This window comes from Streptomyces luteoverticillatus, assembly GCF_003970715.1.
Lineage (GTDB): Bacteria > Actinomycetota > Actinomycetes > Streptomycetales > Streptomycetaceae > Streptomyces > Streptomyces abikoensis.
Genome location: NZ_CP034587.1, coordinates 3,503,558 through 3,527,003 on the forward strand (window position 1 = coordinate 3,503,558; position 23,446 = coordinate 3,527,003).

A 23,446-nucleotide genomic window follows, 5' to 3' on the forward strand; every position below is an offset into this window, starting at 1 on the left:
GACCGTCGTGGCTGTGGACGGTCAGACCTGCGTGCGGTGGAAATTCTGGAAGGACCGCGAGGGCGTGGGCCCACGCTGTCCCTGGTAGCGGGAACCGTGCTTCGCGGACCCGTAAGGATGCTCGACGGGTGACGTCAGCCGGAACATGCACAGCTGGCCGATCTTCATCCCCGGCCACAGCTTGATCGGGAGCGTGGCCATGTTCGACAGCTCCAGCGTCACGTGCCCGGAGAAGCCCGGGTCGATGAAGCCGGCCGTCGAGTGCGTCAGCAGACCGAGACGGCCGAGGCTGGACTTGCCCTCCAGCCGCGAGGCGACGTCGTCGGGAAGCGTGATCACCTCGTACGTCGAGGCGAGCACGAACTCGCCCGGATGCAGGATGAACGCCTCGTCGCCCTCCGGCACCACCTCACGCGTGAGGTCCGCCTGCTCGACCGCGGGGTCGATGTGCGGGTACCGGTGGTTCTCGAACACCCGGAAGTAGCGGTCAAGCCGCACATCGATGCTCGACGGCTGCACCATCGATTCGTCGAACGGGTCGATCCGCACACGGCCGGCGTCGATCTCGGCCCGGATGTCCTTGTCTGAGAGAAGCACGTCTCGAGGATACGCAAAGAAGCCGGACAACCTGACAACGCGGCCCCGGCCCCGGACGGGCCGGGGCCGGGGCCGGGGCCGGTGATCGAAGGCCGCGCCGGACGTCAGCTCTTCTCGGACGCCACGGGGACGGAGTGCCGCAGCCGCGCGCAGCGGGGGCAGCGCAGCAGCCGTCCGGGGCCCAGCCGGCCGGGTCCGAGATGCTGCATCGGGAACGAAGCGGTGCTGAACACGTGCCCCTCGGCACAACGGACGACGGTGCGCTCCATAGAGCTCCCTTTCCCCAGGTACGTGAACGACAAAAGCCACATTAGGGGATGTTTCGGACCGGCCGGAACGCGGCACCCCGACACCCCTCGCCGTTTGCCGATCCCCCCACGGTACGCCCCAACTCCCGCCCGCCACGCCGGTGTCCCCATCGCCCCCACAGCGCCCTCACACGACAGGAAGGCCCCCGGGCGAGTGCGCCGGAGACCTTCGATGGGGTAGAGTGTGCGACGATGCGAGGCCCTGAGGGGCCTTCGCGCGGGCGTAGTTTAATGGTAGAACATGAGCTTCCCAAGCTCAGAGCGCGAGTTCGATTCTCGTCGCCCGCTCTGTACCGAACCCCCAGGCCGTCGGCCTGGGGGTTCGTCGTTGTCCAGACCTCTCGCCGGCCGCTGTGCCCTCCGCATGCCCCAACTCGGGGGAATGCCCTGCCGGGAGGGCCGGTCACTCACGAGGGTCTGGCAACGCCAGTTCGCCTTCCCGAAGCTCAGCTGACGACACGGCAGGGCTCCTTCACCGCGCCGACACCACCCTTTCCAGGTCAGGCGCCACACCGACAGCCGACGTCTGCTCGTCGACGGAGGGCTGATCACCGGTGCGGCCGGCATCCCCCACCTCTCCGACAGGACGCTTGCCGAGGGTATCGGCGTCGGCCTTGACGACGTACACCTCCCACGGCTCCTTTCCGGGGCCCGTCACCCACACCTTGTCCTGGAGCGCGTAGCAGCAGGAGGTGTCGCTCTCCTCGAAGGTGGCCAGGTCGGCCGCCTTGAGGCGCTCGGTGGCGGCGGTGACCTGGTCGGCGCTTTCCACTTCGACGCCGAGGTGGTCCAGACGGGTGTCCTGGCCGGCCTCGCCTTCGATGAGGACGAGCTTGAGCGGCGGCTCGGTGATGGCGAAGTTCGCGTAGCCGGGCCGTCGTTTGGCCGGCTCGACGCCGAAGAGCTTGGAGTAGAAGGTCACGGACGCTTCGAGGTCGGCGACGTTGAGGGCGAGCTGGACGCGGGACATTGCGATCTCCTCGATCCCCGCCTGTATCGATTAACTTCAATGCAAGCTTGCGCCTTGAATCGATAGACTTCAACATAGAGGCATGTCGAATCAAGAATTCGTGGTGCTCGGACAGGACGGCCCCGACGGCTGCTGCCCCGGCCTGCTGACCGCACCGCTCGCCGAGGAACAGGCGGTGGAGCTCGCGAAGGTCTTCAAGGCGCTCGGTGACCCCGTGCGGCTGCGGCTGCTGTCGATGATCGCCTCTCGGGCGGGCGGAGAGGTGTGCGTGTGCGACCTGACCCCGGCCTTCGACCTGTCACAGCCGACGATCTCGCATCACTTGAAGCTGCTGAAGCAGGCAGGGCTGATCGCCTCGGAGCGGCGGGGTACGTGGGTGTACTACCGACTGTTGCCGGAGATGACTGACCGTCTCGCCGGCATCCTCACCCGCCCTGCCGGCCAGCCTCTGCCCGAGCCGGCCGAGGCCCCATCGTGACCCGCACGACCACCGCCCCGGTGGCCGGACGGCTGTCCTTCCTCGACCGCTACCTCGCCGTCTGGATCCTCCTGGCGATGGGCGTCGGCCTCGGCCTGGGCCGTCTCGTGCCCGGCCTGGGGGATGCGCTGGCGAAGGTGACCGTCACCGGGGTCTCGCTGCCGATCGCGCTCGGCCTGCTGGTGATGATGTACCCGGTGCTGGCCAAGGTCCGCTACGACCGTCTCGATGCCGTCACCCGCGACCGCCGCCTGCTCGTGCCATCGCTGCTGTTGAACTGGGTGCTGGGCCCTGCGGTGATGTTCGCGCTGGCGTGGCTGTTCCTGCCGGACCTGCCCGAGTACCGCACCGGCCTGATCGTCGTCGGGCTGGCCCGCTGCATCGCCATGGTCATCATCTGGAACGACCTCGCCTGCGGCGACCGCGAAGCCGCCGCCGTCCTGGTCGCGCTCAACAGCGTCTTCCAGGTCATCGCCTTCGCCGCGCTCGGCTGGTTCTGCCTGTCCGTCCTGCCCGGCTGGCTCGGCCTGGAGACCACCGCGCTCGATGTCTCCGTGTGGGAGATCGCCCGCAGCGTGCTGATCTTCCTGGGCATCCCGCTCGCCGCCGGCTACCTCACCCGCCGCCTCGGCGAGAAGACCAAGGGCCGCACCTGGTACGAGACGAAGCTGATCCCCCGCATCGGGCCGTTCGCCCTCTACGGGCTGCTGTTCACCATCGTCGTGCTCTTCGCCCTTCAGGGCGACGCCATCACTTCCCAGCCTCTCGACGTCGCCCGGATCGCGCTGCCCCTGCTGGTCTACTTCGCCGTCATGTGGGCCGGATCGATGGCCCTGGGCCGCGCGGTCGGCCTGGACTACCCGCGCGCCACGACCCTGGCGTTCACCGCTGCGGGCAACAACTTCGAGCTGGCCATCGCGGTCGCCATCGCCACCTTCGGCGCCTCCTCCGGCCAGGCCCTCGCCGGGGTCGTCGGCCCGCTGATCGAGGTGCCCGTCCTGATCGGCCTGGTGTATGTCGCCCTGGCCGCCCGCCGCTACTTCCCGCCGTTCCCCACCGGCCACCCGGCCACCGCCCCGGAAGGTTCCGCTCGTGTCTGACTCCGCCAAGCCCTCGGTGCTCTTCGTGTGCGTCCACAACGCCGGACGCTCCCAGATGGGCGCCGCCTTCCTCACCCGCCTCGGCCGAGGGCGCGTCGAAGTCCGCTCCGCCGGCTCCGCGCCCGCCGAGACGGTCAACCCGGCCGTCGTCGAGGCGATGCGGGAGGTCGGCGTCGACATCTCCGCCCAGGTGCCGAAGCTGCTGACCACCGCCGCCGTCCAGGCGTCCGACGTCGTCATCACCATGGGCTGTGGCGACGCCTGCCCCGTCTTCCCCGGCAAGCGCTACCTCGACTGGAAGCTCGACGACCCCGCCGGGCAGGGCGTCGAGGCCGTGCGCCCCATCCGCGACGAGATCGAGCGACGCGTCCGCGAGCTCCTCGCCGAACTCGGCGTCGAAGCCGGCGCCTGACCACACCCGCCACCGTGGGGGGTTCGTCGTTTTCCGCTCACCCCCGCACCGGGGTCCACGACGGCCAGGGCTCCTTGCGCACCGAGCGGTCGAGGTCGCCGCTGAGCTCGCGCAGGGCGCGGGCCTCCGGGGCGCCGATGCGGGCGAGCACCGCGTGCGCCTCCGACCAGTGCAGCCGGGCGGTGTCGGGGTCGGGGAGGCGGGCGGTGGCGTGGCCGAGTTCGGCGAGGGCGAGGCCCGCGCCGTACTGGTCGCCGTCGGCCGTGAAGGCGTCCACGGCGCGCGCGGCGGCGTCGGCGGCCTCTGCGGCGCGGCCGGCGGCGCGCAGGACGCGGGTGAGGCTCATCAGGGTGCGGCCGGTGCGGCGGAGCTCCTCGGGGCGCAGCAGGGCGAGGGCGCCGCGGAAGTGGCCGGCGGCCTCGTCGAGGTCGCCGCGTTCCTCGGCGAGGGTGCCGAGGGTGCTCAGGGCGAGGGCCTCCAGGCCGCTGTCGTTCAGGGTGCGGCACAGGGCGCGGGCCGTGGCGGCGGCGTTCCCCGCGGCGTCGGCGCGGCCCCCGGTGGCCAGGGACCGGGCGAGGCCCAGGAGTTCGGGTACGACGGCGGCGGTCGAGCCGAGGGCATCGTGGAGGGTGGCGGCGGCCCGGAAGGCGTCGGCGGCGTCCTCGTGCCGGCCGGCCCGGGCGAAGCAGGCGCCCAGCGCGCTGTGCGCGTGGGCGTGGACGACGGGCGGCAGGGCGTGGCGGACGCACAGGTCGCGGGCGGCGATCAGCTCGGCGAGGGCGGGGGTGGTGGCGGTGCCCATCTCCAGGAGCAGCCGGCCGAGGGCGAGCCGGACGCGTGCCTCGACGGCCGGGTCGCCGTCGGCGAGGGCGGCGCCGAGGAGGGCGAGGGCGGCCCGGCCGAGCCGGCGGGTGGCGTGGCCGCAGTCGTGCCGGAGGGTGCTGTCGAGCAGCAGCTCGGCGGCGAGCCCGAGCTCCGGCCCGGCGGTGGGCGTCCCTTCGGCGTACCGCTGGAGCACGGCGGCGACGTCGCAGGGGTCGGCGCCGGGGTCGCCGTGGTAGCGGCGGACCACCCGGCCGAGCGCCTCGCGGACGTGCTCCGGTTCCCCTTCCGGGCCGCACAGCTTCTGGGCGAAGGCGGACAGCAGGTCGTGGTAGCCGTAGCGCTCGGGGGCGGGCGTCTCCAGCAGGGAGCAGTCCACCAGTGATTCGGCGAGGTCCTCGGCCTCGTAGCGGGGCAGTTCGAGGACGGCGGCGACGGCGTCCAGCGGGAGGTTCGGGAGCCGGAGCGCGGCCAGCAGCCGGAAGGCGCGGGCCTGCGCGGCGTCCAGCTGCTCGTAGCTGAAGCGGAAGGCGGTCTCCACGTCGACGGTGCCGGAGCGCAGGACGTCCAGGCGGCGCCGGTCGTGCTCGTCCTCCAGTTGCTCGACGACGCCGCCGATCCGCCAGGCGGGCCGGCAGGCGAGCCGGGAGGCGAGGAGGCGGATGGCGAGCGGGAGGTGGCCGCAAGCCGCCACGCCTCGGCGCGCGGCCTCCGCTTCGGCGTCGACCCGGTCCGCGCCGACGACGCGGGTGAAGAGTTCGAGGGACTCCTCGGGCGTGAGGACGCCGAGGGCGACGAAGCGCATGCCGGGGAGCGGGTCGAGCCGGGTGCGGCTGGTGACCAGGACCGCGCAGCCGTGGCCGCCGGGCAGCAGCGGGCGTATCTGCTCGGTGTTGCGGGCGTTGTCGAGCACGATCAGCACCCGGCGGCCCGCCACCGCCGAACGGAAGAGGTCCGTCCGCTCGGTGAGCCCGGCGGGCACCGCCTGGGCGGGCACGCCGAGGGCGCGCAGGAAGCCCTCCAGGATCTCCTCGGGCGGGGTGGGCCGTCCGTCGTCGTCGTGGAGGACGGCGTAGAGCTGGCCGTCGGGGAACGCGTCGGCCAGCCGGTGCGCGGTCCGCACGGCGAGCTCCGTCTTGCCGACGCCACCGAGGCCGGATATCGCCACCACGGGCATGCCGTCGGGCCGCAGCAGCGCCTCGGACACGGTGGCCGTCTCGGCCTCGCGGCCGGTGAAGTCGGACGCGGTGAAGGGAAGTTGCCGGGGGGCCGGCGACCAGGGGGCGGGTGCCGTCTCCGCGCGGGCCGGCCGTCGGCCGTCGAGGGGCCGAGTGCCGGGCCTGCGCGGCGCCGGGACGGCGGGGACCAGGGCCGGGTCGGCGGCGAGGACGCGCCGGTGGAGCTCGCGCAGGGCCGGTCCGGGGTCGACCCCGACCTCCTCCGCCAGCACCCGGCGCGCCTCGTCGTACGCCTTGAGCGCGTCGGCCTGCCGGCCGGACCGGCACAGGGCGGTCATCCGCAGCTCGGCGAAGCGCTCGCGCAGCGGGTACGCGGCGGTGAGCCCGGCGAGCTCCTCGACGACCTCGCGGTGGCGGCCCTGTTCGAGGTCGATCTCCAGCCGATTCTCCAGCAGTTCGACCTTGCGCTCGTTCCACCGGGTGCGCTGCCGCTCGGCGTACGGGCCGGGGAGGGCGAGCAGCGCGTCGCCGCGCCACAGGTCCAGGGCCCGCTCCAGGACGCGCAGGGCGCCCTCCGCGTCGCCGTCGGCGCGCAGGGCGGCGGCCTCGGCCGCGAGCTCCTCGCACCGGGTGGCGTCCACGCGGTCGGCGGCGACGCGCAGCCGGTAGCCGCCGGACTCGGAGGTCAGGACGTCCGCGCCGAGCACCCGGCGCAGCCGGTAGGCGTAGGTGCGCACCGTGCCGAGGGCGGAGTGCGGCTGCTCCTCGCCCCACAGGGCGTCGATGAGCCGGTCGGCGGAGACCGTCCGGCCCCCGCTCAGCAGCAGCATGCCCAGCATGGCGCGCTGTTGCGGTGGTCCGAGCGGCAGTTCGGCCCCGCTCCGCCAGGCCCGCAGCGGGCCCAGAACGGAGAAGCACAGCCCCTCGGGCGCTTCCTGCGCGCTCGTTCCGATTGCCATGAATTCAGCCATACCTGTCGTGATTTCCTCTAAGTGGAGGGTATTCTGCACCCCCGGCCGTACCGATCATTTCCTTTCAGTTTCCTTTGGCTTTTTTCGGCTACTTTCGAACACGGTCGTACAGGGTGGGGAAAAGTGCGGGGTAGAACCCTGGCCGGGCGGTACACGCTGGCCGAACGGCTCGCTAGCGGTTCCATGGGGACGGTGTGGACGGGGTGGGACTCCGTCCTGGAGCGGCAGGTCGCCGTGAAGCTGCTGCGCTCGCCGGTGGAGGACGACGCCACGTTCGCCGAGCGGTTCCGCTCCGAGGCGACGGCCATGGCCAAGCTCAACCACCCCGGCATCGTCTCGGTGTACGACTACGGGCACGAGCCCCCGGACGCCGGGGGCACCGGCGAGCCCACCGCGTTCCTGGTGATGGAGCTGGTCACCGGCGAGTCGCTGGACGCGCTGCTCCGCCGCGAGGGCGCGCTGCCCCCGGAGCGGGCGCTGGATCTGGCCGTACAGGTCCTGGAGGCCCTGCGCGCCGCGCACGGGGCCGGGATCGTCCACCGCGACGTCAAGCCGTCGAACCTGCTGCTGCGGGACGACCGGATCCTGGTCGCGGACTTCGGCATCGCGCTGCCCGACTTCTCGCCCCGCCTCACCGCCTCCGGCACGCGGCTGGGCACCGCCCCGTACCAGGCGCCCGAACAGGCCGCCCGGGGCCGGGTCACCCCCGCCGCCGACCTCTACTCGGTCGGCGTGGTCCTCCACGAGATGCTGGCCGGGCGGGTGCCGTTCGACGGCGCGACCGCCTTCGAGATCACCCTCAAGCACCTCACGGAGCCCCCGCCGGAACTGCCGGACGACATCCCCGTGCCGGTGCGGGAAGTCGTGCGACGGGCGCTGTCCAAAGCGCCCGAGGAGCGGTGGGAGAGCGCCGCCGCGATGGCCGCCGAACTGGCCGCCGTGCGCGACGCGGTGGCGGTGTTCTCCTCGTACGGTTCTTCGGCCGCGGTCCCCGCCGCGAAGCCGTCCTCCGCCACGGAATCGTCCACCACGGAGTCGTCCACCGCCGGGACCGTCACCTCCCCGGTGATGGGTGGCGCCCGGTGGCGGGTCCTCGTGTGGGCGCTCGTGGCGGCGGGCATCGCGGCGAGCACCACCGCCGTGGCCGTCCCCCTGGCCCTGCGGGACGGCGGCGAGCGGCGCGCGCGGGCGACCGCCGAGGACGCCGGAAGCGTCCGGCCGGGCGTCTCCCCCGCCGCGCCGCGGGCACTCGCCGCGCCCGGCGCGCCCGGCGCGTCCGCCTCCCCCGCCGCCTCCGCCTCGCCGAGCGCGAGTTCCGGCCATCCCAGCGGCAGCCCGACCCCCTCCGGAGGCACGCCCTCCGCGTCCGGCGGCGCGACGCCCGACATGACGCGGCCCTCCTCGCCGGGCGTCGGCTACACCGTCCCCACTCCGGCGCCCCCCGCGCAGCCCCATGGGAAGGGGACGGGTGACGGGACGGGCGGGGATTCCCGGCCCGACGCCGGCCGGCCGGCACCGGACCCCTCCAAGGACCCGGCCCCCGCCAAGGACAAGGACCCCGCCAAGCCCGACCCCTCGAAGCCCGACCCCGCGAAGCCGGACCCGCCCAAGCCGCCCGCCCTGCCGGCGAAGGTGCAGTGGCGCAACGGCTTCACGGCCCTGGACAACGACAACAGCCGGAAGACCGACGGCAATCGCGTCGGCACCTGGGACATCAACGCGAGCCATGCCCAGCAGTGGCGGCCGACCAAGTACGGGGACGGCAGCTACACCTTCACCAACCTCGCCGCCGAGGGGAAGGTGCTGGACATGAACCGCGAGAACCGCATGGCCCAGATCTGGGGAACGCCCCAGGGCCCCGCGGCGAACCAGCGGTGGCGCGTCGTCCCGGAGGGCGCCGGCTACCGGCTGATCAACGTGGAGAACCAGGAGTGCCTGACCGCCAACGGCCTGCACGTCCTGACCACCATCAGCCCGTGCAACGGCGGCGCCGGTCAGCTGTGGACGGCAGTGGACGCCGACAGCTACGTGACGGAGGACTCGCCTCCGGCCGCCGGCTGAGCGACCGCGTCCGCCGCCTAGCTCCCGTCCCGCTCCTCGTCCTCGTACGGCGCCTCTTCCAGCAACCGTTCGCCGATGTCGTCGGACCAAACCCGCGCCCAGGCGCGCAGTTCGGCGATCCGGTCGTCCGCGAGCCCGTACGCGGCGAACTCGCGGTCGTCGATCCAGTCGGCGCCGTCCAGCCGGGCCCGGAGGTCGGCCGGGTCGAAGGCGTCGTCCCAGGCGTGCCGCCTGCCGAACTCCTCGAGTTCGGCGGGCGGCCAGTGGGCGGAGGCGGCGTGGACGTCGATGAAGTCGCGGGCGAAGCCCCGGGCGGCCAGGGCGCGGACCTTGGTGCCGACGACGTCCTCGGCCGCCAGGCAGGGGCCGAGCCCGGTGGTGACGAGCGGGCGCCAGACCGTCTCCTTGAGGAGCAGCACGGCGCGCTCCTCCCCGGTCTCCGGGTCGGTCACCGCGAAGCGGGCCGACAGCGGATCGGCCTCGGTGTGCCCCACTCGCCAGCCGCGCTCCGCGAGGGCCGCCCGCAGGGCCACGACGAGGTCGGGCAGCGGCTCCTGGCTGTCGGTGGCGAGCGTCGCGTTGCCCACGGGCCGGTCGACCAGGCCGAGCGCCCGCAGGGCGAGGCCGCCGGTCAGGACGAGCGGATACGCCGCCCCCGCCGTGACGAGGTCGGCGATCAGCCGCCGGAGGGACCCGGCGATCGGCGCAGGGCCATCCGCTTCCATGACCGTGATTATCGCGCAGGGAACGATCAAAGAATGATCTCCACGTGCCCGCGCGGGGCGCGGTCGTGCCGCGCCCCGCGAGTGGCCTGCGTACGTCAGTGCTGCGGCCAGCCGTCCAGCTGCCGGTGGACCTTCACGGACGGGCGCGCCGGGTGGGCGGCGGTCAGCGAGGTGGGCCGGGACAGCAGGGCCTTGACCTCGTCGGCCAGGCCGTCCGCCTGCCGCTTGAGGTCGGCGGCGGGCAGCCGGGAGGCGCCCAGCGCGTCCAGCCTGCGGTGGATGTCGGCGAGCCGGTGCTGGGCGTCGGCGGTGAGCCGGGCGGGCGTGGCGGTGGAGACGACGAACTGGTAGGCGCCCGCGAGGGTCTGGCAGCCGTCGCAGTGCTCGTTGACGGCGTGGCCGTTGTTGACCGCGGTGAGCCTGACGTTGTCCCCCGAAAGGGTGACGACCTGGAAGGACAGGGCCACCGAGCGGCAGGCGTCGTCGGCGGTGCACCCCACCGACTTGGCGTCCGCGCGGTTGCCGACGCGGGCCGCCGCGACCGAGCCGAACTGGTGGACGGTGAAGCTGTCGCGGTAGTCGATGTGGTGCCGGTGGTTCGCGGTCGTCCGGACGCCGTCCTGGGTGACGGCGACGGCCTCGGCCGCCTGGGCCGGGCCGGTGGCGGCCGCGGCGAGCCCGGCGGCCAGCAGACCGATCCGCAGAAAATGGCGCGAGAGGTAGGCGTTCATGGCGTTCTCCTTGCGACGGTGACGGGTGGATCAGTGGGTCGCGGCCGGCGTCGCCGTCGGCGAGGGCGCCGGGGTCGCCGGGGCCGCGGTGGTGGGTGCCGGGGCCGGGGTGCCAGTCGGCGCGGGGGCCGGGGCGGGCGACGCGGACGCGGCCGACGGGGACGCGGTCGCGGCCGGGGAGGGCGCCGGCTTGGGTGCCGGGGAGGGCGGCAGCGCGGGGGCAGTGGGGGCGCGGTGGTGGGCGCCAGGACGACCGGGCCCGGGACCGCGGAGGGCTTGGGGGCCGGTGCGGGCCGGCCCGCCGGGGCGGCCGGGGCCGGGGAGGCCGACGGGGGCGGCGAGGGGAGCCCCGGCGCGGCCGGCGGGGTGCGCCAGGGCAGCGGGGAGAGCACGGGGGTGGCCGCGTCCGGGCCGGCACCGCCTGGGGTGCGCCCGGGGACGGGCAGTGGCGCGGCGGCCTCGCCCGGCTCCGGCACGGGCGCCACGGTGGGCACGTTGGGCTGGAGGATCGGCGCGATCGGCGGCTTGGGCGGCAGCGGCTTGGGCGTGACGCCGCTGGTCCAGGCGAAGGCGAGGGTCGTGGCCACGGCGGCGACGCCCAGGACGAGCGCGGCGCGCAGCTTGGGGCGGTCGGAGGTGGCGCGCAGGGCGTTGCGGCCGAGCCGTCCGGAGAGCCGGACGGACAGGTACGTCATGCCGGCCAGCGGCACGATCAGCATCAGGCTGCCCAGCACACCGGCGAGCCCGGCGGCCCACTGGCCGTCGGCGAACGCCTCGTAGGTGCCGATGAGTTGCTGGGTGAGCGAACGGACGCCCGTGGCGACCAGGCGCGGGAGGTTCCACAGGGCGTAGGCGACCTCGGCGGCCAGCAGCGGGACCATGGTGAGCACCCAGGCGGTGACGACGACCCGGGTTTTCGGCTTGAGGTCCGCGACGGCGGGGTCGGTGCCGCGCCAGGGCAGCGCGCTCAGCAGGATCGGCTTGATCTTGCCGTAGAGGTCGGGCACTCCGGCGAGGTCGCCGAGGATGAAATAGCCGTCGAGCCGGACGGCCGGCATCAGCTGTTCCAGTACCTCGAAGTGACCGAGGTAGACGGCGCAGAGCAGAAAGGGCTGGCCGGTGGCGAAGTACGTCCCGGCCAGCAGCAGCATGAAGACGACGTTGAAGTAGACCCCGCCCAGGTCGGTGCGGATCCGCCCGGCCCGGCCGATGCGGTAGACGTCGGTGACGTCCGTGTACATCGAGGGCCAGATCAGGAAGAGGCCGCAGCCGATGCAGCCGGGTGTCGCGCCGTCGTATCTGCAGGCCGAGGCGTGGCCGAACTCGTGGAAGACGAGGGAGGCGACGGTCAGCCCGAAGACCGCGAGCAGCAGCAGCGGCTGGTCGAGGACGTTGAGCACGGGCGTCATCGCGCCGTGGAAGCCGAACAGCCAGGTGTCCATGGCCAGGGCCAGCACCAGCACGACCGCCACCACGGGCGGGCGGTGGAGCCAGGCCAGCGAGCGGGCGATGCCGGCGACCCGCCGCTCGTTGAAGATCACGCGGTGGCCCTTGAGGGCCAGCAGCAGGTCGGAGCGCGGGCCGTCGACCTCGTCGGTCTCCTGGCCGGGCGGCACGGTGATGCCGAGCGGCTGGAGCTTGTTCTCCACGAGATAGCCGACGTTCTCGGCGCTGACCTCGCGGCCGAACGAGGCGCTGACCTCCCGGGCGATCTCCCAGGTGTCGCGCCGCCCGTCGACGGCGGAGGCGACCAGGTGGAGCAGCCGGGAGAGCTGCACCACCTGGCCGTCGCCGCGGCGGGCGATGTATTTGGGCTCGGTGAAGCCCGAGCCCTGGTACTCGCCGTGCAGCCGCAGCCCGGCGCTGAGCCGCGGGACGACGGCTCCCGCTTCGGGCGGCGGCGGTGCGGGCCGCCCCGCGAGGGGCGGCAGCGGGGTCCCGGTGGCCTCCCCCTCCTCGTACGCCGGTGACAGGGCGTACGGAAAGCCACCGGGACCCGGCACCGGGGCTCCGTTGTCCCCTGTCCGGACCTCGGTCCCCCCGGTGTCGAAGTGGATCGTCGTGGTCGTGCCCGTGGTGCGGCGATGGCGGCTCCGGCCGGCCTCGTGGTCCCCGACCACCGTCATCTTGTCTCCCCCTGGACGAATTCCGACGGATCCACCGTTGTCCCCAACCCCCAAGCCCCCCCTGGGGATCGGCGGACCGCGCTTCCCCTGGACGCGGTCCGCCGAGCGCGTGGGCCGGACCGGCCTACTGCTTGATGGAGATGGACTGCGCCGCCTCGGACTGCGCGACCGCGAACGGCGAGCTGTCGTTCACCGCGAGCGACTCGTTGTGCGCGTGGACGTTGGCGATGTGCTTGGTGACGCTGGTGGTGCGGGAGAAGCTGAACTTCAGCTTCCCCAGGGCCTCACGGCCCGGCAGCAGCTCGGCGGACTCGGCTTCGAGCTCGTGCGCGTTCATGCTCATGGCAGTGCCTTTCTCTCTCACGACGTGTGAACGATGTGCGCTACTACTGCTGGACTACTGCTGGATGGCGATGCCCTGCGTGGCCGCCGACTGGGCGACGGCGTCCGGCGAGCAGACGTTCAGCGCCGTCGACGTGTTGTGCGCCGAGACGTTGGCGATGTGCTTGGTGACGGTCGTGGTGCGGGAGAAGCTGAACTTCAGCTTCCCCAGGGCCTCACGGCCGGGCAGCAGCTCAGCGGACTCGGCTTCGAGCTCGTGCACATCGAGCATGGTCGTCCCCCTCGGGATGGTGGTCCGTACGACGACGGACCGAGGTGTCGCGTCCGGACCCGGGCAGGACCCCCCGGCTCGCGTCCGATGCGGTCGGACAAGCTGTCCAACGAGATTGGACAGTAGTGGGGTCCGCCGACGCGGCGCAAGCGGTTCCCGGAGATCTCTCTCTGGACGTCCTCCGTAGAATCGGTTCACCCGAGCGCGCCCGAGCCAGCCGAGAGCAGGAAGCGACCTTCAGTGACCAACGCACTGAGCCAGATCATCAAAGAGCGCCTGGACCGGCAGGGGTGGTCCTACGGGGAGGTCGCCCGCCGGGGCGGCGTTCCGCGCTCGACCGTGCACCACCTGGCCACGGCCGAGCGACTGGTGCGGATGCCGCAGCCGGCCACGCTCGAAGGACTGTCGCGCGGTCTCGAGCTCCCCCTGGACACCCTGCGCCGCGCGGCGGCCGAGGCCTGCGGGATCCACCTCTACCCGACCTCCGAGCCGGCCCCGGACACCAAGGAGCGCACCGCGCCGGCGGACCCGGAGGTCGATCTGCTGATCGCGAGTGTCCAGCGGCTGTCCTCCGACGACCGCCGGCATGTGGTGGCCCTGGTCGAGTCGCTGCTCGAACGTGCGCCCAAGGATCACCCGAACGGGGGCTGAACTGCCCGTTTGGCGGCTGGAGTTCCGTACACGGACGTCGGCCGCGATGCCCCCGGTTCCCGGATCACCGGATTCCGGCGAATATTCGTATCCACCCGAGGAGCACGTCCCCACCGGGCTATCGTCACGGTCTGCCCGAAGCCAGGGGGAATGTGTGCTCGTTGTCAGTGGTGCCTCGACGTCCAACGCCGTCGTCCGGGGGCGCTGCGGGGAATCCGTGGTCCTGCTCTCCGGTGAACTGCCCGAAGTGCTCACCGAACGGAGCGTCGCCGAACTGCTCGACCTGGCGGCCGCGGTGCTGACGGGCGAGGAGATGGCCATGTTCCGCGACTGCCTGCGCGCGCTGCGCCGGGGGGAACGGCTGGGGCGCCGCCGGGTGGAGGTGGGCGGCGCGGTGCTGACGATCTACCACGAGAGCTGAGACGGCGGGAGCCGCCCTCGGCCCCGAGACCGGAGGGCGGCTCCCGCGCGGGCGGGTCAGGCGTGGGCCATCAGTGCCCGTGCCCGTGCCCACGGGCGCCGAGCGCCCCGAAGAGCCCGCCCTCATTGCCGGAACCGTTGCCCGACAGGATCGGGATGTCGTCGAGGATGTGCGACAGCGGGTCGTCCCCGTCGTTGATCGTCGAGTTCTCGGTGCACATCTGCTGCTGCTGCGACGACAGGATCGGGACGTCCTGGAGCCCGACGTTGAGCAGACCGAGGACCGACTGGGCACCCAGCTTGCCGATGGCGATGCACGGCTTGTTGAACGAGCCGTTGATCAGGCCCATCTGGGGGCTCATATAGCCGCTGGTGTAGGTGTTGCCGTACATCTGCATGGCGCCGTTGGCGTTGTAGACGTCCCTGGCGTCACCCCCGCCCTGCGCGAACGCGGGGGCCGACGACACGCCGACCGCGGAAACCGCGAGCGCGGCCGTGGCCACAACCTTCTTGAACACGTTCTTCCCTCAGCTCCGGTCGACGAACTTCCTGACTCACTGCCTAACTCGGAGCCGCCGCCGAGGTTATCTGCCTTCATTCCTTCGGCCCAGCGCGGGAAAAAGGGGAGTCCCCCCGCAGCGGGTCCCGCACACCCGCCGCAGAGGGACTCTTTCCGTTCGCCGGACGGTCCGGTCAGTGACCGTGACCGTGCTCGTGCGACTCGAACTCCTCGCCCTCGCCGCCCTCGCTGTTGCCCGAGCCGTTGCCCGACAGGATCGGGATCTCGTCGAGGATGTGCGACAGCGGGTCGTCGCCGTCGTTGATCGTCGAGTTGTCGGTGCACTGCTGCTGCTGCTGCGAGGTGAGGATCGGGATGTCCTGGACGCCGATGTTGATGAGCGCGAGGACGGACTGGATGCCCAGCTTGCCGATGGCGATGCACGGCTTGTTCAGCGTGCCCTGGATCAGGCTCATCTGCGGGCTTTCCTTGCCGCCGGTGGCCGTGTTGCCGTAACCCGTCCTGGCGCCGTTGGCGTTGAGAACATCCTGGTCGTTTCCGATGGCCATCGCCGGCGAGGCGACGGCGCCGACCGCGGAAGCCGACAGGGCGGCCGTGGCGAGAACCTTCTTGAGCACGTCTATGCCTTTCGATCGAGTAGCGCCCCCACAGAGAAAGCGTTCTGAATAACTCCGGCCCATTCCCTGGGTTGCGGGGTTTCACTCGTTCGATCCAGTGGGACGCGCTATCCCCGATCGGCGTTCACATCGGCGTTCATAGCGAAAACCAAAAGGCCCTCAACGGGTCATTCGCCGATAGGAAAAAATGCTGGTCAGGGTCACGTACCGGTATTGCCCGCCGCGTTCGCTGCGCAGTTCGCCGCGCTCGATGAGATGGGCCACGGTCCACGGGGAGAGCCCCAGCAACGAGGCCGCCGTGCGCACCGGGACACTCAGCCCCTCGAATACCGCGGGCAGGGGCTCCGCCGGGGAACGGCCGGCCGGAGCACGGTCGTCCGGCGCGGTGTCGGCGGGCGCGTCATGACGCGTACCACCGGCCGCGGCGAGACCCGTCGCGTAGTAGTCGTGTGCGTAGTAGTCGATCGCGGCAGCAACATGTCGTGCCATGTCGACGCGCACCATCCCCTCGGTCCAGTCACATTTACGTACCTGCCGCCAGGCTAGTCAGCTAGGCCGGAAGCGTAGGAGGCCCCTAGCCGGGCGTCAAGTATGGTTTCGCCTTGCCTGCCGTCCGGCTAGATTCCCTGCGTCGCACCTGTCCCGGCCGCCACAAGGGCACCGATGAGGCAGGGCACCCGTTACTTACTTGCCGACGGGCTAGTTAGGGACATAAAGAAAGCGCACCACGGACCAGCAGGAGAGTGAGCCCATGGGCAGCACACCCCAGCCACGCAAGAGCGACACCCGCGAGCGCATCCAGCGGACGGCCCTCGGCCTCTTCGTCTCGCGCGGCTACGAGAAGACCTCGCTGCGGGAGATCGCCGAGGAGCTCGGCGTCACCAAGGCCGCGCTGTACTACCACTTCAAGACCAAGGAGGACATCCTCGGCGCCCTCTCCGACCAGCTCGGCCGCCCGGTCGACGAGTTGATCGCCTGGGGCCGGGAGCAGCCCGCCACCCTGGCCACCAAGCGCGAGCTGCTGCGCCGTTACAGCGCGGCCCTGCGCGAGGCGGCGCCGATCTACCACATCCTCCAGGAGAACCAGGCGACCCTGCGGGAGCTCGCCATCGGCGAGACGCTGCGGAAGCGGGTGACGGCGGTCTCCGGGCTGCTCCACGACGGCGAGGCGCCGCTGGACACCCGGGTGCGCCTCTCCAGCGCGCTGCTGGCCGTCCACTTCGGCGCGCTCACCATGGACGCGCTACCGGGGGACCGGGAGGACAAGCGGGAGGCCGTCCTGCGGGTCGCGCTGGAGATCCTGGATTCCACCGCCCACGAGGCCCCCGCGCCGGCCGTCACCGCGGGCTGACGCCGCTCGGCGCGGTGAAAAGTCGGGCCGGCCGCTCGGGAAAAGTGGCTGGCCAATACACCCTTCAATACCGTCACGTCGGTTTGCTCTGCTGCCGACGAATACTTTCGGCCGCCACTTTCCGGCCAGCTTAAGAGAAACGGGTGCCCTGCGGCACCCTATTTACGGAATAAGACACTCCGCCCCGGTGAAAAGACCGGGGACGGCTGCTTTCGGCCCCTGGTTCAGGCGTCCCTGGTTCAGGCACCCCCGCTCGGGCCGGGAGTTCAGCCCACCCCGGCCGGCGCGGCCTCCAGAGCGGCCTCCGCCTCGGCCGCCCGCAGGCGCTGCCGCTCCGCCTCGGCCAGGGCGCGGGCACCGCGCCCCGGTGCCATGTCGAGCCGGGCCAGCACCGAGGGCACGGCCACGCTGGGCATCACGTGCTCATAGAGGATCGTGGCGCGACGTTCCAGGTCAGCACGGTTGTTGATGGCCTGGGACATGGTGTTGATGCCGGCGTAAGCGCCGACGATCAGCTCCGCCGTGTCCGCCGGGACCACATGCGGCAGCACCTCGCCGCGCTCCTTGCCCTCGGCCAGGACGCGCGTGTGGAGCTCCGTCCAACCGTGGAAGGGGCCGCTGCGGTTGAGGTTCGTCGAACCGTGTTCGAGGGTGAGCCGGACGCTGCCGCGCAACAGCGGGTCCACCAGCAGCCGATGGGCGAAGATCATCCCCATGTCGACCAGTTCCTGCATCTTGGAGGCGCGGCCCGGCTCGGCGGCCGGCATGTCCGTCATCATCTGGGCATCGATCACGGCGAGCGCCAGCTCCTCCTTGGAGGCGAAGTGGAAATACAGCGCCCCCTTGGTCACTTCGGCCCGGGCCAGGATCTCCGTAATGGTGGCGGCGTCGTAACCCCGCTCGTCGAACACCACCGCGGCCGCTTCCAGAATGGACTGGCGAGTCCTGATCGCGCGGTCCTGCTTTGCCACGGTCTGCCTCCGGATCGATGAGATAGCTCCGCCGCGTCCCGGCGGCGAGGGCGACATGTCGCCGGCCATACGTGCCGCGGTCGCCCCGGAAATCAAACCGGCGAGTACGTATCCTATCAAGAGCCGTCTGGCAACATGGCGCAATACACTCGATACCAATTCGTCCGGGGCACCGCGGCCGGTCGCCCAACTCCCGTGTCACACCATGTGGAAGCCGCCGTCCACGGGAACGGTGGCGCCGGTGACGAAGGACGAGCGGTCGCTCAGCAGCCAGGCCGCGGCCTCCGCTATCTCCTCCGGCTCCGCGGTGCGGGGCTGCGGGGACGCCGCGTGCAACGCCGCCTCGATTCCCGGGTGCCGTTCGAACCACTCCGCCACCACCTCGGTGCGCGTGGTGCCCGGGGCCACGGCGTTCACCCGGATGCCGCTCGCCGCGTATTCGGCGGCCGCCGCCCGGGTGAAACCGATGACCGCGTGCTTGGCGGCCACGTACGGAGCGGCCACGGGAGTGGCCAACAGCCCGCCCACGCTGCTGTTGTTGACGATGGAACCACCGTCGCCCGACTCCAGCATGGCGGCGATCTCGTCCCGCAGGCAGTTCCAGGTGCCCCGGGCGTTGACGTCCATGATGGCGTCGTAGAGGTCGTCGTCCATCAGGTGCAGCGGAGTGCGTCCCGCGCCCCAACCCGCGTTGTTGAAAGCGGAGTCAAGTCTTCCGTAACGCTCCACGGCGAAGGCGACCGCGCGGGCGGTGTCCTCGCGCCGGGTCACGTCGGTGACCACGTACGCCGCCTCGGCCCCCGCCTCGCGCAGCTCCGCGACCAGCTCGCGCAGCCGGTCCTCGCGCCGGGCCGCCAGCACGACGGTCGCCCCCTCGCGGGCGAAGACCCGTGCGGCCGCCGCGCCGATGCCACTGCTGGCACCGGTGATCAAGGCAATCCGGTCCCGCAGCAATCCCTGGTCACTCTTCATCAAAGGAACCCCTTCACTCACGCTCCGGCAGCGGTACCGTCGGGAGCGGCACCGTCGACCGGCTCCATGATGCCGGTCCGTTGGGCATCGCCCGGCCCGGTGGCGGCCGCCCACGACGTCCCGGCGGCGGCCTCCGCGTCGACGGTGCGCAGCAGCGACTCGTCGATGGCGGCGAGCGAGCCGGCCAGGTGCCGTACGCCCGCCGCCCGCATCAACTCGCCCTGGTAGCCGTGGGCGAAGCCGGAGGGGTGCCCGATGAACGCCACGCCGAGCTCACGTGCCGTCTCCGCGACCCGGGCCACGTCGTCGACGAACACCGCCTCGTCGAGGCCGAGCCCGAAGATCTCGGTGGTGATCTCCTTGACGCCCGGCCGGAAATCATTGGTGCAGACGTACCGGGGGCCGTCGAAGAGGTCCGCGTGCGCGCCGAGGTGGCGGTCGAAGTGAGCGGCGTCCAGGCCGCCGTAGCAGACGACGCGCAGGCCCAGGGCGCGCAGCCGGCGCAGCAGCTCCACGGCGCCGTCGAGCAGCCGGACCGGGTCGTGCTCCAGATACGCGGCGCGCTCCCGGAAGTAGACCTCCAGCACCTTCTCCGGCGCCCAGTCCACCCCGGCCGCCGCGCCGAGCGCGCGGGCCGCCACCAACTGGGGCTGGGAGAAGACGGCGTACTCCACGTCGGCGGTGTACCGGCCGCCCCGGTCGGTGACGAACCGGTGGATCACCGGGCTGAACGTGTCATTGAGAAGGACGCCGTCGATATTGACGGCGGCCAGCCGTATCCGTCGCAGGGACTCGACCACAATCGGCCTCCATTGTCGAACGAAAGAACAGACGGGGGGAACGTGCCCTCGAATTACAAAGCGACGCACCGCGATTGCCCCAGGTGAGAGAGGTAAATCACATCGGCGCTGAAAGGCCGTCACCCGCCTTGTATCTTGACCCCCCGAAGGGCGTTGACCGGGGGGCCGTCAGCCGCTCGAGGAGCCCTGACAGCACGCACCTTGACATACCCGCAGTCGATCCTGGGCGCTGCATGCCGATCCGAGGGGGAACCTTGTCCCAGACCACCTCCGCGCCGGCGTCCTTCGCCCCGGCCCTGCCACGGCTGACCACCACCGTGCCGCGCGAGTACGTCCACCGCGCGGCGGTCGCCGAGGTCCTGCTCACGGGCTGGCGCAAGGTCGAGGCGAACCGGTTCCGGGTCTGGGCCCAATGGCCGCGCGGCCACAGTTTCTTCTCCCCGCTACGGGGGGTGCAGCACGACCCCATGCTGGTCGCCGAGACCGTACGACAGATCGGTTCGCTGCTCGCCCACGCGGAATTCGACGTACCACTCGGATTCCAGTTCCTGATGTGGCACCTGGACTACTCACTGCGCCCCCGGCACACGGCGCTCGAGTCCACCCCCGCCGAACTGGTGCTGGACGTCGAATGCTCGGAAATCCGCAGGAAGGGCCGGAGTTTCGGCGGGATGCGGTACGACGTGGTCATTCGCCGGGACGGGGCGGTCGCCGCCACCGGCAGCGCCTCGTACACCTGTACCTCTCCGGAGGTCTACCGCCGGCTGCGCGGCGACCGGATCCCCGGCACACCCCCCGCGCTGGGCGCCCCGGTGCGTCCCCGGCGCGTCGGCCGGCGCTCCCCGTTCGACGTGGTGCTCGCCGAGGAGGACGCGCCCGGCGCCGCCCGCTGGCGGCTGCGCGCCGACGGCCGGCACCCCGTCCTCTTCGACCATCCCGTCGACCACGTCCCCGGGATGGTCTTACTGGAGGCCGCCCGTCAGGCCGCCGCCGTCCTCTCACCGGACCCGGTCATCCTCCCCACCGAACTCACCAGCAGCTTCCACCGCTACGCGGAGCTGGACAGCCCCATCTGGATAGAGGCCGCCCGCGAGACCGCCGCCGGGGGGCGGAACGGGCCGGCCACCACCGTCGTCCGGGGCCACCAGGACGACGAACTGCTCTTCACCTGCGCGCTGACCTCCATACGCCCGCGGAACGCCCCCGCTCCGCCCGGCGATACGGCCGTCAACCCATCCGAGTAGCCCTGCGCCGTTTTCTCCGGCGCTCCCTCAGCCGCTCCATTAAGGTCGTCCCGCCATCGGGACCGACGAGCCGAGGGGGCGTCCGCGGGATGGGCCTGAGTCTCACCAGCACCGCGTTCCTCGTTCTGCTGATCGTCGCGTCGGTGCTCGCCGTGGTCGCCACGCTGCTGCTGTGGGCGCGGGTCCCCGGGCCCGCACCGCTGCGCTGGCTGGGCCGGGTGCTGTTGATCGGCCTCTGCCAGGCGACCGCGATCTGCGTGGTCGCCGTCTCGATCAACTCCAGCTACGGCCTCTACGCCTCCTGGGACGACCTCTTCGGCCGCAAGAGCACCGGGCCCGTCTCGATGCCCGGCCCGCCCGCCCACCGCGCCCGCTTCAGCCAGGCCGACTACGGCATGCAGGAGACGTACTTCCGGGGCTCGCGCTCCCAGCTCTCCGGCCAGGTCCTGGTGTGGACGCCGCCGCAGTACGAGCAGGCGCGCTACCGCCGGACCGCCTTCCCGGTGGTCGTCCTGCTGCACGGGGTGCCCGGCTCCCCGCAGTCCTGGATGGAGCTGGGCCGGATGCCGGGCGCCTACGAGCGGCTGCTGAGGGAGGGCGCGACCCGCCCGTTCATCCTGGCCGTGCCGATCATCAACCCCGGCGGCGTGGACACCGACTGCTCCGACGTGCCCGGCCGCAAGGTGGCGACCTGGCTGTCGGAGGACGTGCCCGAGCTGCTGCGCACCCACTTCCGCACGGGCCGGGGCCCGGAGTCCTGGGGCGTGCTGGGCATCTCGACCGGCGGCTACTGCGCGGCCAAGCTGCCGCTGCAGTACCCCCGGGCGTACGCGGCGGGCGCGGCCCTGGACCCGGACCCGCTCAACGGCGACGGCGGCGCGATCCCCGACCCCGGGCTGCGGAAACGCAACAGCCCGACGTGGCTGGTGCGGCACACCGACGCCGACGTCGGGCTGTTCGTGGCGACGTCCCGGCAGGACCGGGACAGCCCGCCGCGCTATGTCGAGGAGTTCCAGCGGGAGGCGGCGGGCGGCAAGGTCCGGCTGAGGACGATGCTGCTGCCGTCCGGGGGCCACAACTACGGCACCTGGATCAACCTCTACCCGGCGGCCTTCTCCTGGATGAGCGGGCAGCTGCGGGGCGGACCCGGCTGACGCCGGGTCCTGAGGACGGCCGAAGTCGGCCGGTGTCCGCGGCACGACCCTGCTGGGCGGGCGGCTTCGCGAGCCGCGCACAGGCCGAGGCGGTTATTCCGCCGCCTCGGGCCGCTCCGAGGGCTTGTCCTCCTCGGAAGGCTTCGGGGCCTCCGAGGGCTTGACGTCCTCCGAGGGCTTGGCCTCCTGCGAGGGCTTCGGGGCCTGCGAAGGCTCCGGCGTCCCGGACGGCTTCCCGCCATCCCTCGGCTTGGGCTTGTCGGCCGTGTCCTGCGGGAACGTCAGCTGCTGGCTCATCCACTCCAGCACCGGTCCGATCTCCCGCCGCCACGTCGTGAAGTGGTGGCTGCCCTCGGGGAGGATGATCGAGGAGGCGGTCATCGGCTGCTTGACGGCCCCCAGGAACTTCTCGGTCTCCGCGTAGTTCTTCTCGCCCTTCTTGCTGCTGGTCACCAGCACGTTCACCCGGGGCACGGGCATGTTTCCCAGCCGCCAGATCAGGTCGTGCTCCTGCTGCTTGCGCTTGGCGTCCGGGCCGGAGCCGAAGAGATTGCCGGTGGTGAGGTCGTTGCCGACCTTGTAGTCGCCGGAGAGCGCGGCGGCGGCGGGGTAGACGTCGGGCTGCCGCATCGCGAGCTCCAGCGCGCAGGTGCCGCCCGAGGAGTAGCCGAGGACGCCCCAGGCGCTCGGGTCGTGGCCGACGCGGTAGGTGGTCTTGAGCGCGTCGGGCAGGTCCTTGGTGAAGAACGTCTCCGCCTGCGGGCCGTCGGGCACGTCCACGCACTCGGTGTCGCGCGGCGGGGCGATCGTCGGCCGGAGCATCACGATGACGGTCGGCTGCATCTTGTTCTCCTTCAGCAGCGACCCCGCCGTCTGCGGCACCTGGAGGTGCTGGGCCAAATTCATGATCCCGCCGGGATAACCGCTGATCACGACCATGACGGGAAAGCGGTGACGCTCGTACTGCTTCTGGAAGTACTGCGGCGGGAGATAGACGAATGCCGGATTGATGGCCCGCGAGCGCTGTCCGACGATACGGACCGACTGGACCTTCCCCTCCTTGTCGGCGGGACCGCGCGGAATTCCGCCCACCTTGTCGAGCCCCTGCGGCCCGGCGGGCTGCACGAGCCCGTCCTTCGACGCGCCGACCGTCGCGTACGGGCCGTTCCGGCCCATCTCGTTCACATTGACCGGGGCCTTGTCGACCCGCCCGAGGAGCTGATTCCAGGTCCCGTAGAAGCCGCCCCAGGAATTCACGGCCAGCGCCAGCGACGCCATGATCGTCAGCTGGGTGGTCGCGATGACCCCCAGCCGTCCCAGCACCGGCCGGACCCCGCGGCCGGCCAGCCGGGGCCAGATCCAGACGGTGAGCCCCACGCACAACACGGCGGCGAATACCACCGTGTACAAGAGTGACCTGCTGGTCAGGCCCATGCGCCTCTCAACTCCCTGCCCCCGTGGTGGGTACTCATGTTCGGTCCGGTAATACTCACGGATAAAGAGGCCGGAACAGGCGGAGAGGGTTGCCCTGACCTCATTTATTGCCCTGCTCTTGCCCTGCCCTTGTCCTGGGCTTCCCCGGGCGTTCCCGAGAACGAAAGGCCCCTTCGGGCGGTTACCCGCGCCCGGTGAAGACGGATCGACGGTCGGATGG

General features: G+C 71.8%; 25 protein-coding genes and 1 tRNA gene. 10 read left to right on the forward strand and 16 right to left on the reverse strand.

Annotated features, from left to right (window positions below):
• Nucleotides 1-21: 21 nt before the first annotated feature.
• Nucleotides 22-597, reverse strand: a complete 576-nt coding sequence (gene dcd / locus EKH77_RS15400) for a dCTP deaminase (RefSeq protein WP_071962992.1) — start codon at nt 595-597, stop codon at nt 22-24.
• Nucleotides 598-701: 104 nt separating this feature from the next.
• Nucleotides 702-866 carry a hypothetical protein gene (locus EKH77_RS15405; RefSeq protein ID WP_206279855.1) on the reverse strand — a complete coding sequence of 55 codons (165 nt, stop codon included), beginning with the start codon at nt 864-866 and terminating at the stop codon, nt 702-704.
• Nucleotides 867-1,122: 256 nt separating this feature from the next.
• Here EKH77_RS15405 and EKH77_RS15410 point away from each other — a divergent pair.
• Nucleotides 1,123-1,193: transfer RNA gene (locus tag EKH77_RS15410), tRNA-Gly, on the forward strand.
• A 184-nt stretch (nt 1,194-1,377) separates the two neighbouring features.
• Here EKH77_RS15410 and EKH77_RS15415 read toward each other — a convergent pair.
• On the reverse strand, nt 1,378-1,875 hold the full coding sequence (locus tag EKH77_RS15415) for an ArsI/CadI family heavy metal resistance metalloenzyme (protein ID WP_126914935.1): 498 nt from the start codon (nt 1,873-1,875) through the stop codon (nt 1,378-1,380).
• Between the two features lie 82 nt (nt 1,876-1,957).
• Here EKH77_RS15415 and EKH77_RS15420 point away from each other — a divergent pair, with 82 nt between their 5' ends.
• Genes EKH77_RS15420 through EKH77_RS15430 form a run of 3 tightly spaced genes read left to right on the forward strand, consistent with a single transcriptional unit; the run spans nt 1,958 to nt 3,865 of the window.
• A complete protein-coding gene (locus EKH77_RS15420; RefSeq protein ID WP_126914936.1) occupies nt 1,958-2,353 on the forward strand; it encodes an ArsR/SmtB family transcription factor in 396 nt (131 codons plus the stop codon).
• Entirely contained in the window at nt 2,350-3,453 is a 1,104-nt protein-coding gene (arsB, locus tag EKH77_RS15425; protein ID WP_430980993.1) for an ACR3 family arsenite efflux transporter, read from the forward strand. The genes EKH77_RS15420 and arsB overlap by 4 nt, the downstream gene beginning before the upstream one ends.
• The gene (locus tag EKH77_RS15430; protein ID WP_126914938.1) at nt 3,446-3,865 is read left to right on the forward strand and encodes an arsenate reductase ArsC; all 420 of its coding nucleotides are present in this window, start codon (nt 3,446-3,448) and stop codon (nt 3,863-3,865) included. Before arsB ends, EKH77_RS15430 begins: the two co-directional genes overlap by 8 nt.
• Nucleotides 3,866-3,902: 37 nt before the next feature.
• Here EKH77_RS15430 and EKH77_RS15435 read toward each other — a convergent pair whose 3' ends face one another.
• Nucleotides 3,903-6,824: an AfsR/SARP family transcriptional regulator gene (locus EKH77_RS15435; RefSeq protein ID WP_164737800.1), complete on the reverse strand. Its 2,922-nt coding sequence runs from the start codon at nt 6,822-6,824 to the stop codon at nt 3,903-3,905.
• Nucleotides 6,825-6,959: 135 nt separating this feature from the next.
• Here EKH77_RS15435 and EKH77_RS15440 point away from each other — a divergent pair, with 135 nt between their 5' ends.
• Nucleotides 6,960-8,897, forward strand: a complete 1,938-nt coding sequence (locus EKH77_RS15440) for a serine/threonine protein kinase (RefSeq protein ID WP_126914940.1) — start codon at nt 6,960-6,962, stop codon at nt 8,895-8,897.
• Between the two features lie 17 nt (nt 8,898-8,914).
• Here the strand turns inward: EKH77_RS15440 and EKH77_RS15445 are convergent, their stop codons facing one another.
• From EKH77_RS15445 to EKH77_RS15465, 5 genes are all read right to left on the reverse strand, one after another.
• Nucleotides 8,915-9,622, reverse strand: coding sequence for a nucleotidyl transferase AbiEii/AbiGii toxin family protein (locus EKH77_RS15445; protein ID WP_126914941.1), 708 nt, complete (start codon nt 9,620-9,622; stop codon nt 8,915-8,917).
• Between the two features lie 95 nt (nt 9,623-9,717).
• Entirely contained in the window at nt 9,718-10,353 is a 636-nt protein-coding gene (locus EKH77_RS15450; RefSeq protein WP_126914942.1) for a hypothetical protein, read from the reverse strand.
• Nucleotides 10,350-12,479 carry a hypothetical protein gene (locus tag EKH77_RS33795; RefSeq protein WP_240667366.1) on the reverse strand — a complete coding sequence of 710 codons (2,130 nt, stop codon included), beginning with the start codon at nt 12,477-12,479 and terminating at the stop codon, nt 10,350-10,352. Before EKH77_RS33795 ends, EKH77_RS15450 begins: the two co-directional genes overlap by 4 nt.
• Nucleotides 12,480-12,603: 124 nt before the next feature.
• Nucleotides 12,604-12,822 (reverse strand): hypothetical protein, encoded by a 219-nt coding sequence (locus tag EKH77_RS15460; protein ID WP_126914943.1) that lies wholly within the window; start codon nt 12,820-12,822, stop codon nt 12,604-12,606.
• A 54-nt stretch (nt 12,823-12,876) separates the two neighbouring features.
• A complete protein-coding gene (locus EKH77_RS15465) occupies nt 12,877-13,092 on the reverse strand; it encodes a hypothetical protein (protein ID WP_126914944.1) in 216 nt (71 codons plus the stop codon).
• A gap of 240 nt (nt 13,093-13,332) precedes the next feature.
• On the opposite strand from EKH77_RS15465, the gene EKH77_RS15470 reads away from it, so the two are divergent.
• Nucleotides 13,333-13,743: a helix-turn-helix domain-containing protein gene (locus tag EKH77_RS15470; RefSeq protein ID WP_126914945.1), complete on the forward strand. Its 411-nt coding sequence runs from the start codon at nt 13,333-13,335 to the stop codon at nt 13,741-13,743.
• A 154-nt stretch (nt 13,744-13,897) separates the two neighbouring features.
• On the forward strand, nt 13,898-14,164 hold the full coding sequence (locus EKH77_RS15475; RefSeq protein ID WP_126914946.1) for a hypothetical protein: 267 nt from the start codon (nt 13,898-13,900) through the stop codon (nt 14,162-14,164).
• Nucleotides 14,165-14,234: 70 nt separating this feature from the next.
• Here the strand turns inward: EKH77_RS15475 and EKH77_RS15480 are convergent, their stop codons facing one another.
• The 3 genes from EKH77_RS15480 to EKH77_RS15490 form a co-directional block, all read right to left on the reverse strand.
• Nucleotides 14,235-14,681: a rodlin gene (locus tag EKH77_RS15480; protein ID WP_126914947.1), complete on the reverse strand. Its 447-nt coding sequence runs from the start codon at nt 14,679-14,681 to the stop codon at nt 14,235-14,237.
• A gap of 175 nt (nt 14,682-14,856) precedes the next feature.
• Nucleotides 14,857-15,300: a rodlin gene (locus EKH77_RS15485; protein ID WP_126914948.1), complete on the reverse strand. Its 444-nt coding sequence runs from the start codon at nt 15,298-15,300 to the stop codon at nt 14,857-14,859.
• A gap of 159 nt (nt 15,301-15,459) precedes the next feature.
• Nucleotides 15,460-15,804, reverse strand: coding sequence for a hypothetical protein (locus EKH77_RS15490; protein WP_126914949.1), 345 nt, complete (start codon nt 15,802-15,804; stop codon nt 15,460-15,462).
• Nucleotides 15,805-16,051: 247 nt separating this feature from the next.
• Between EKH77_RS15490 and EKH77_RS15495 the strand changes: the two genes are divergently transcribed.
• Nucleotides 16,052-16,651 carry a TetR/AcrR family transcriptional regulator gene (locus EKH77_RS15495; protein WP_126914950.1) on the forward strand — a complete coding sequence of 200 codons (600 nt, stop codon included), beginning with the start codon at nt 16,052-16,054 and terminating at the stop codon, nt 16,649-16,651.
• 266 nt (nt 16,652-16,917) lie between these two features.
• Here EKH77_RS15495 and EKH77_RS15500 read toward each other — a convergent pair whose 3' ends face one another.
• The 3 genes from EKH77_RS15500 to EKH77_RS15510 all read right to left on the reverse strand — a co-directional run bounded on the left by EKH77_RS15500 (nt 16,918) and on the right by EKH77_RS15510 (nt 19,394).
• Nucleotides 16,918-17,622, reverse strand: a complete 705-nt coding sequence (locus EKH77_RS15500; RefSeq protein ID WP_126914951.1) for a ScbR family autoregulator-binding transcription factor — start codon at nt 17,620-17,622, stop codon at nt 16,918-16,920.
• Nucleotides 17,623-17,820: 198 nt separating this feature from the next.
• Nucleotides 17,821-18,594 (reverse strand): SDR family NAD(P)-dependent oxidoreductase, encoded by a 774-nt coding sequence (locus EKH77_RS15505; protein ID WP_126914952.1) that lies wholly within the window; start codon nt 18,592-18,594, stop codon nt 17,821-17,823.
• A gap of 17 nt (nt 18,595-18,611) precedes the next feature.
• Nucleotides 18,612-19,394 carry an HAD family hydrolase gene (locus EKH77_RS15510; RefSeq protein ID WP_240667367.1) on the reverse strand — a complete coding sequence of 261 codons (783 nt, stop codon included), beginning with the start codon at nt 19,392-19,394 and terminating at the stop codon, nt 18,612-18,614.
• A gap of 254 nt (nt 19,395-19,648) precedes the next feature.
• Here EKH77_RS15510 and EKH77_RS15515 point away from each other — a divergent pair, with 254 nt between their 5' ends.
• Together EKH77_RS15515 and EKH77_RS15520 are read left to right on the forward strand one after the other, a co-directional pair.
• Nucleotides 19,649-20,638 (forward strand): ScbA/BarX family gamma-butyrolactone biosynthesis protein, encoded by a 990-nt coding sequence (locus EKH77_RS15515; protein WP_240667368.1) that lies wholly within the window; start codon nt 19,649-19,651, stop codon nt 20,636-20,638.
• An 89-nt stretch (nt 20,639-20,727) separates the two neighbouring features.
• Nucleotides 20,728-21,792 carry an alpha/beta hydrolase gene (locus EKH77_RS15520; RefSeq protein WP_126914954.1) on the forward strand — a complete coding sequence of 355 codons (1,065 nt, stop codon included), beginning with the start codon at nt 20,728-20,730 and terminating at the stop codon, nt 21,790-21,792.
• A gap of 93 nt (nt 21,793-21,885) precedes the next feature.
• Here the strand turns inward: EKH77_RS15520 and EKH77_RS15525 are convergent, their stop codons facing one another.
• Nucleotides 21,886-23,226 (reverse strand): alpha/beta hydrolase, encoded by a 1,341-nt coding sequence (locus tag EKH77_RS15525; protein WP_126914955.1) that lies wholly within the window; start codon nt 23,224-23,226, stop codon nt 21,886-21,888.
• Between the last annotated feature and the right edge of the window lie 220 nt (nt 23,227-23,446).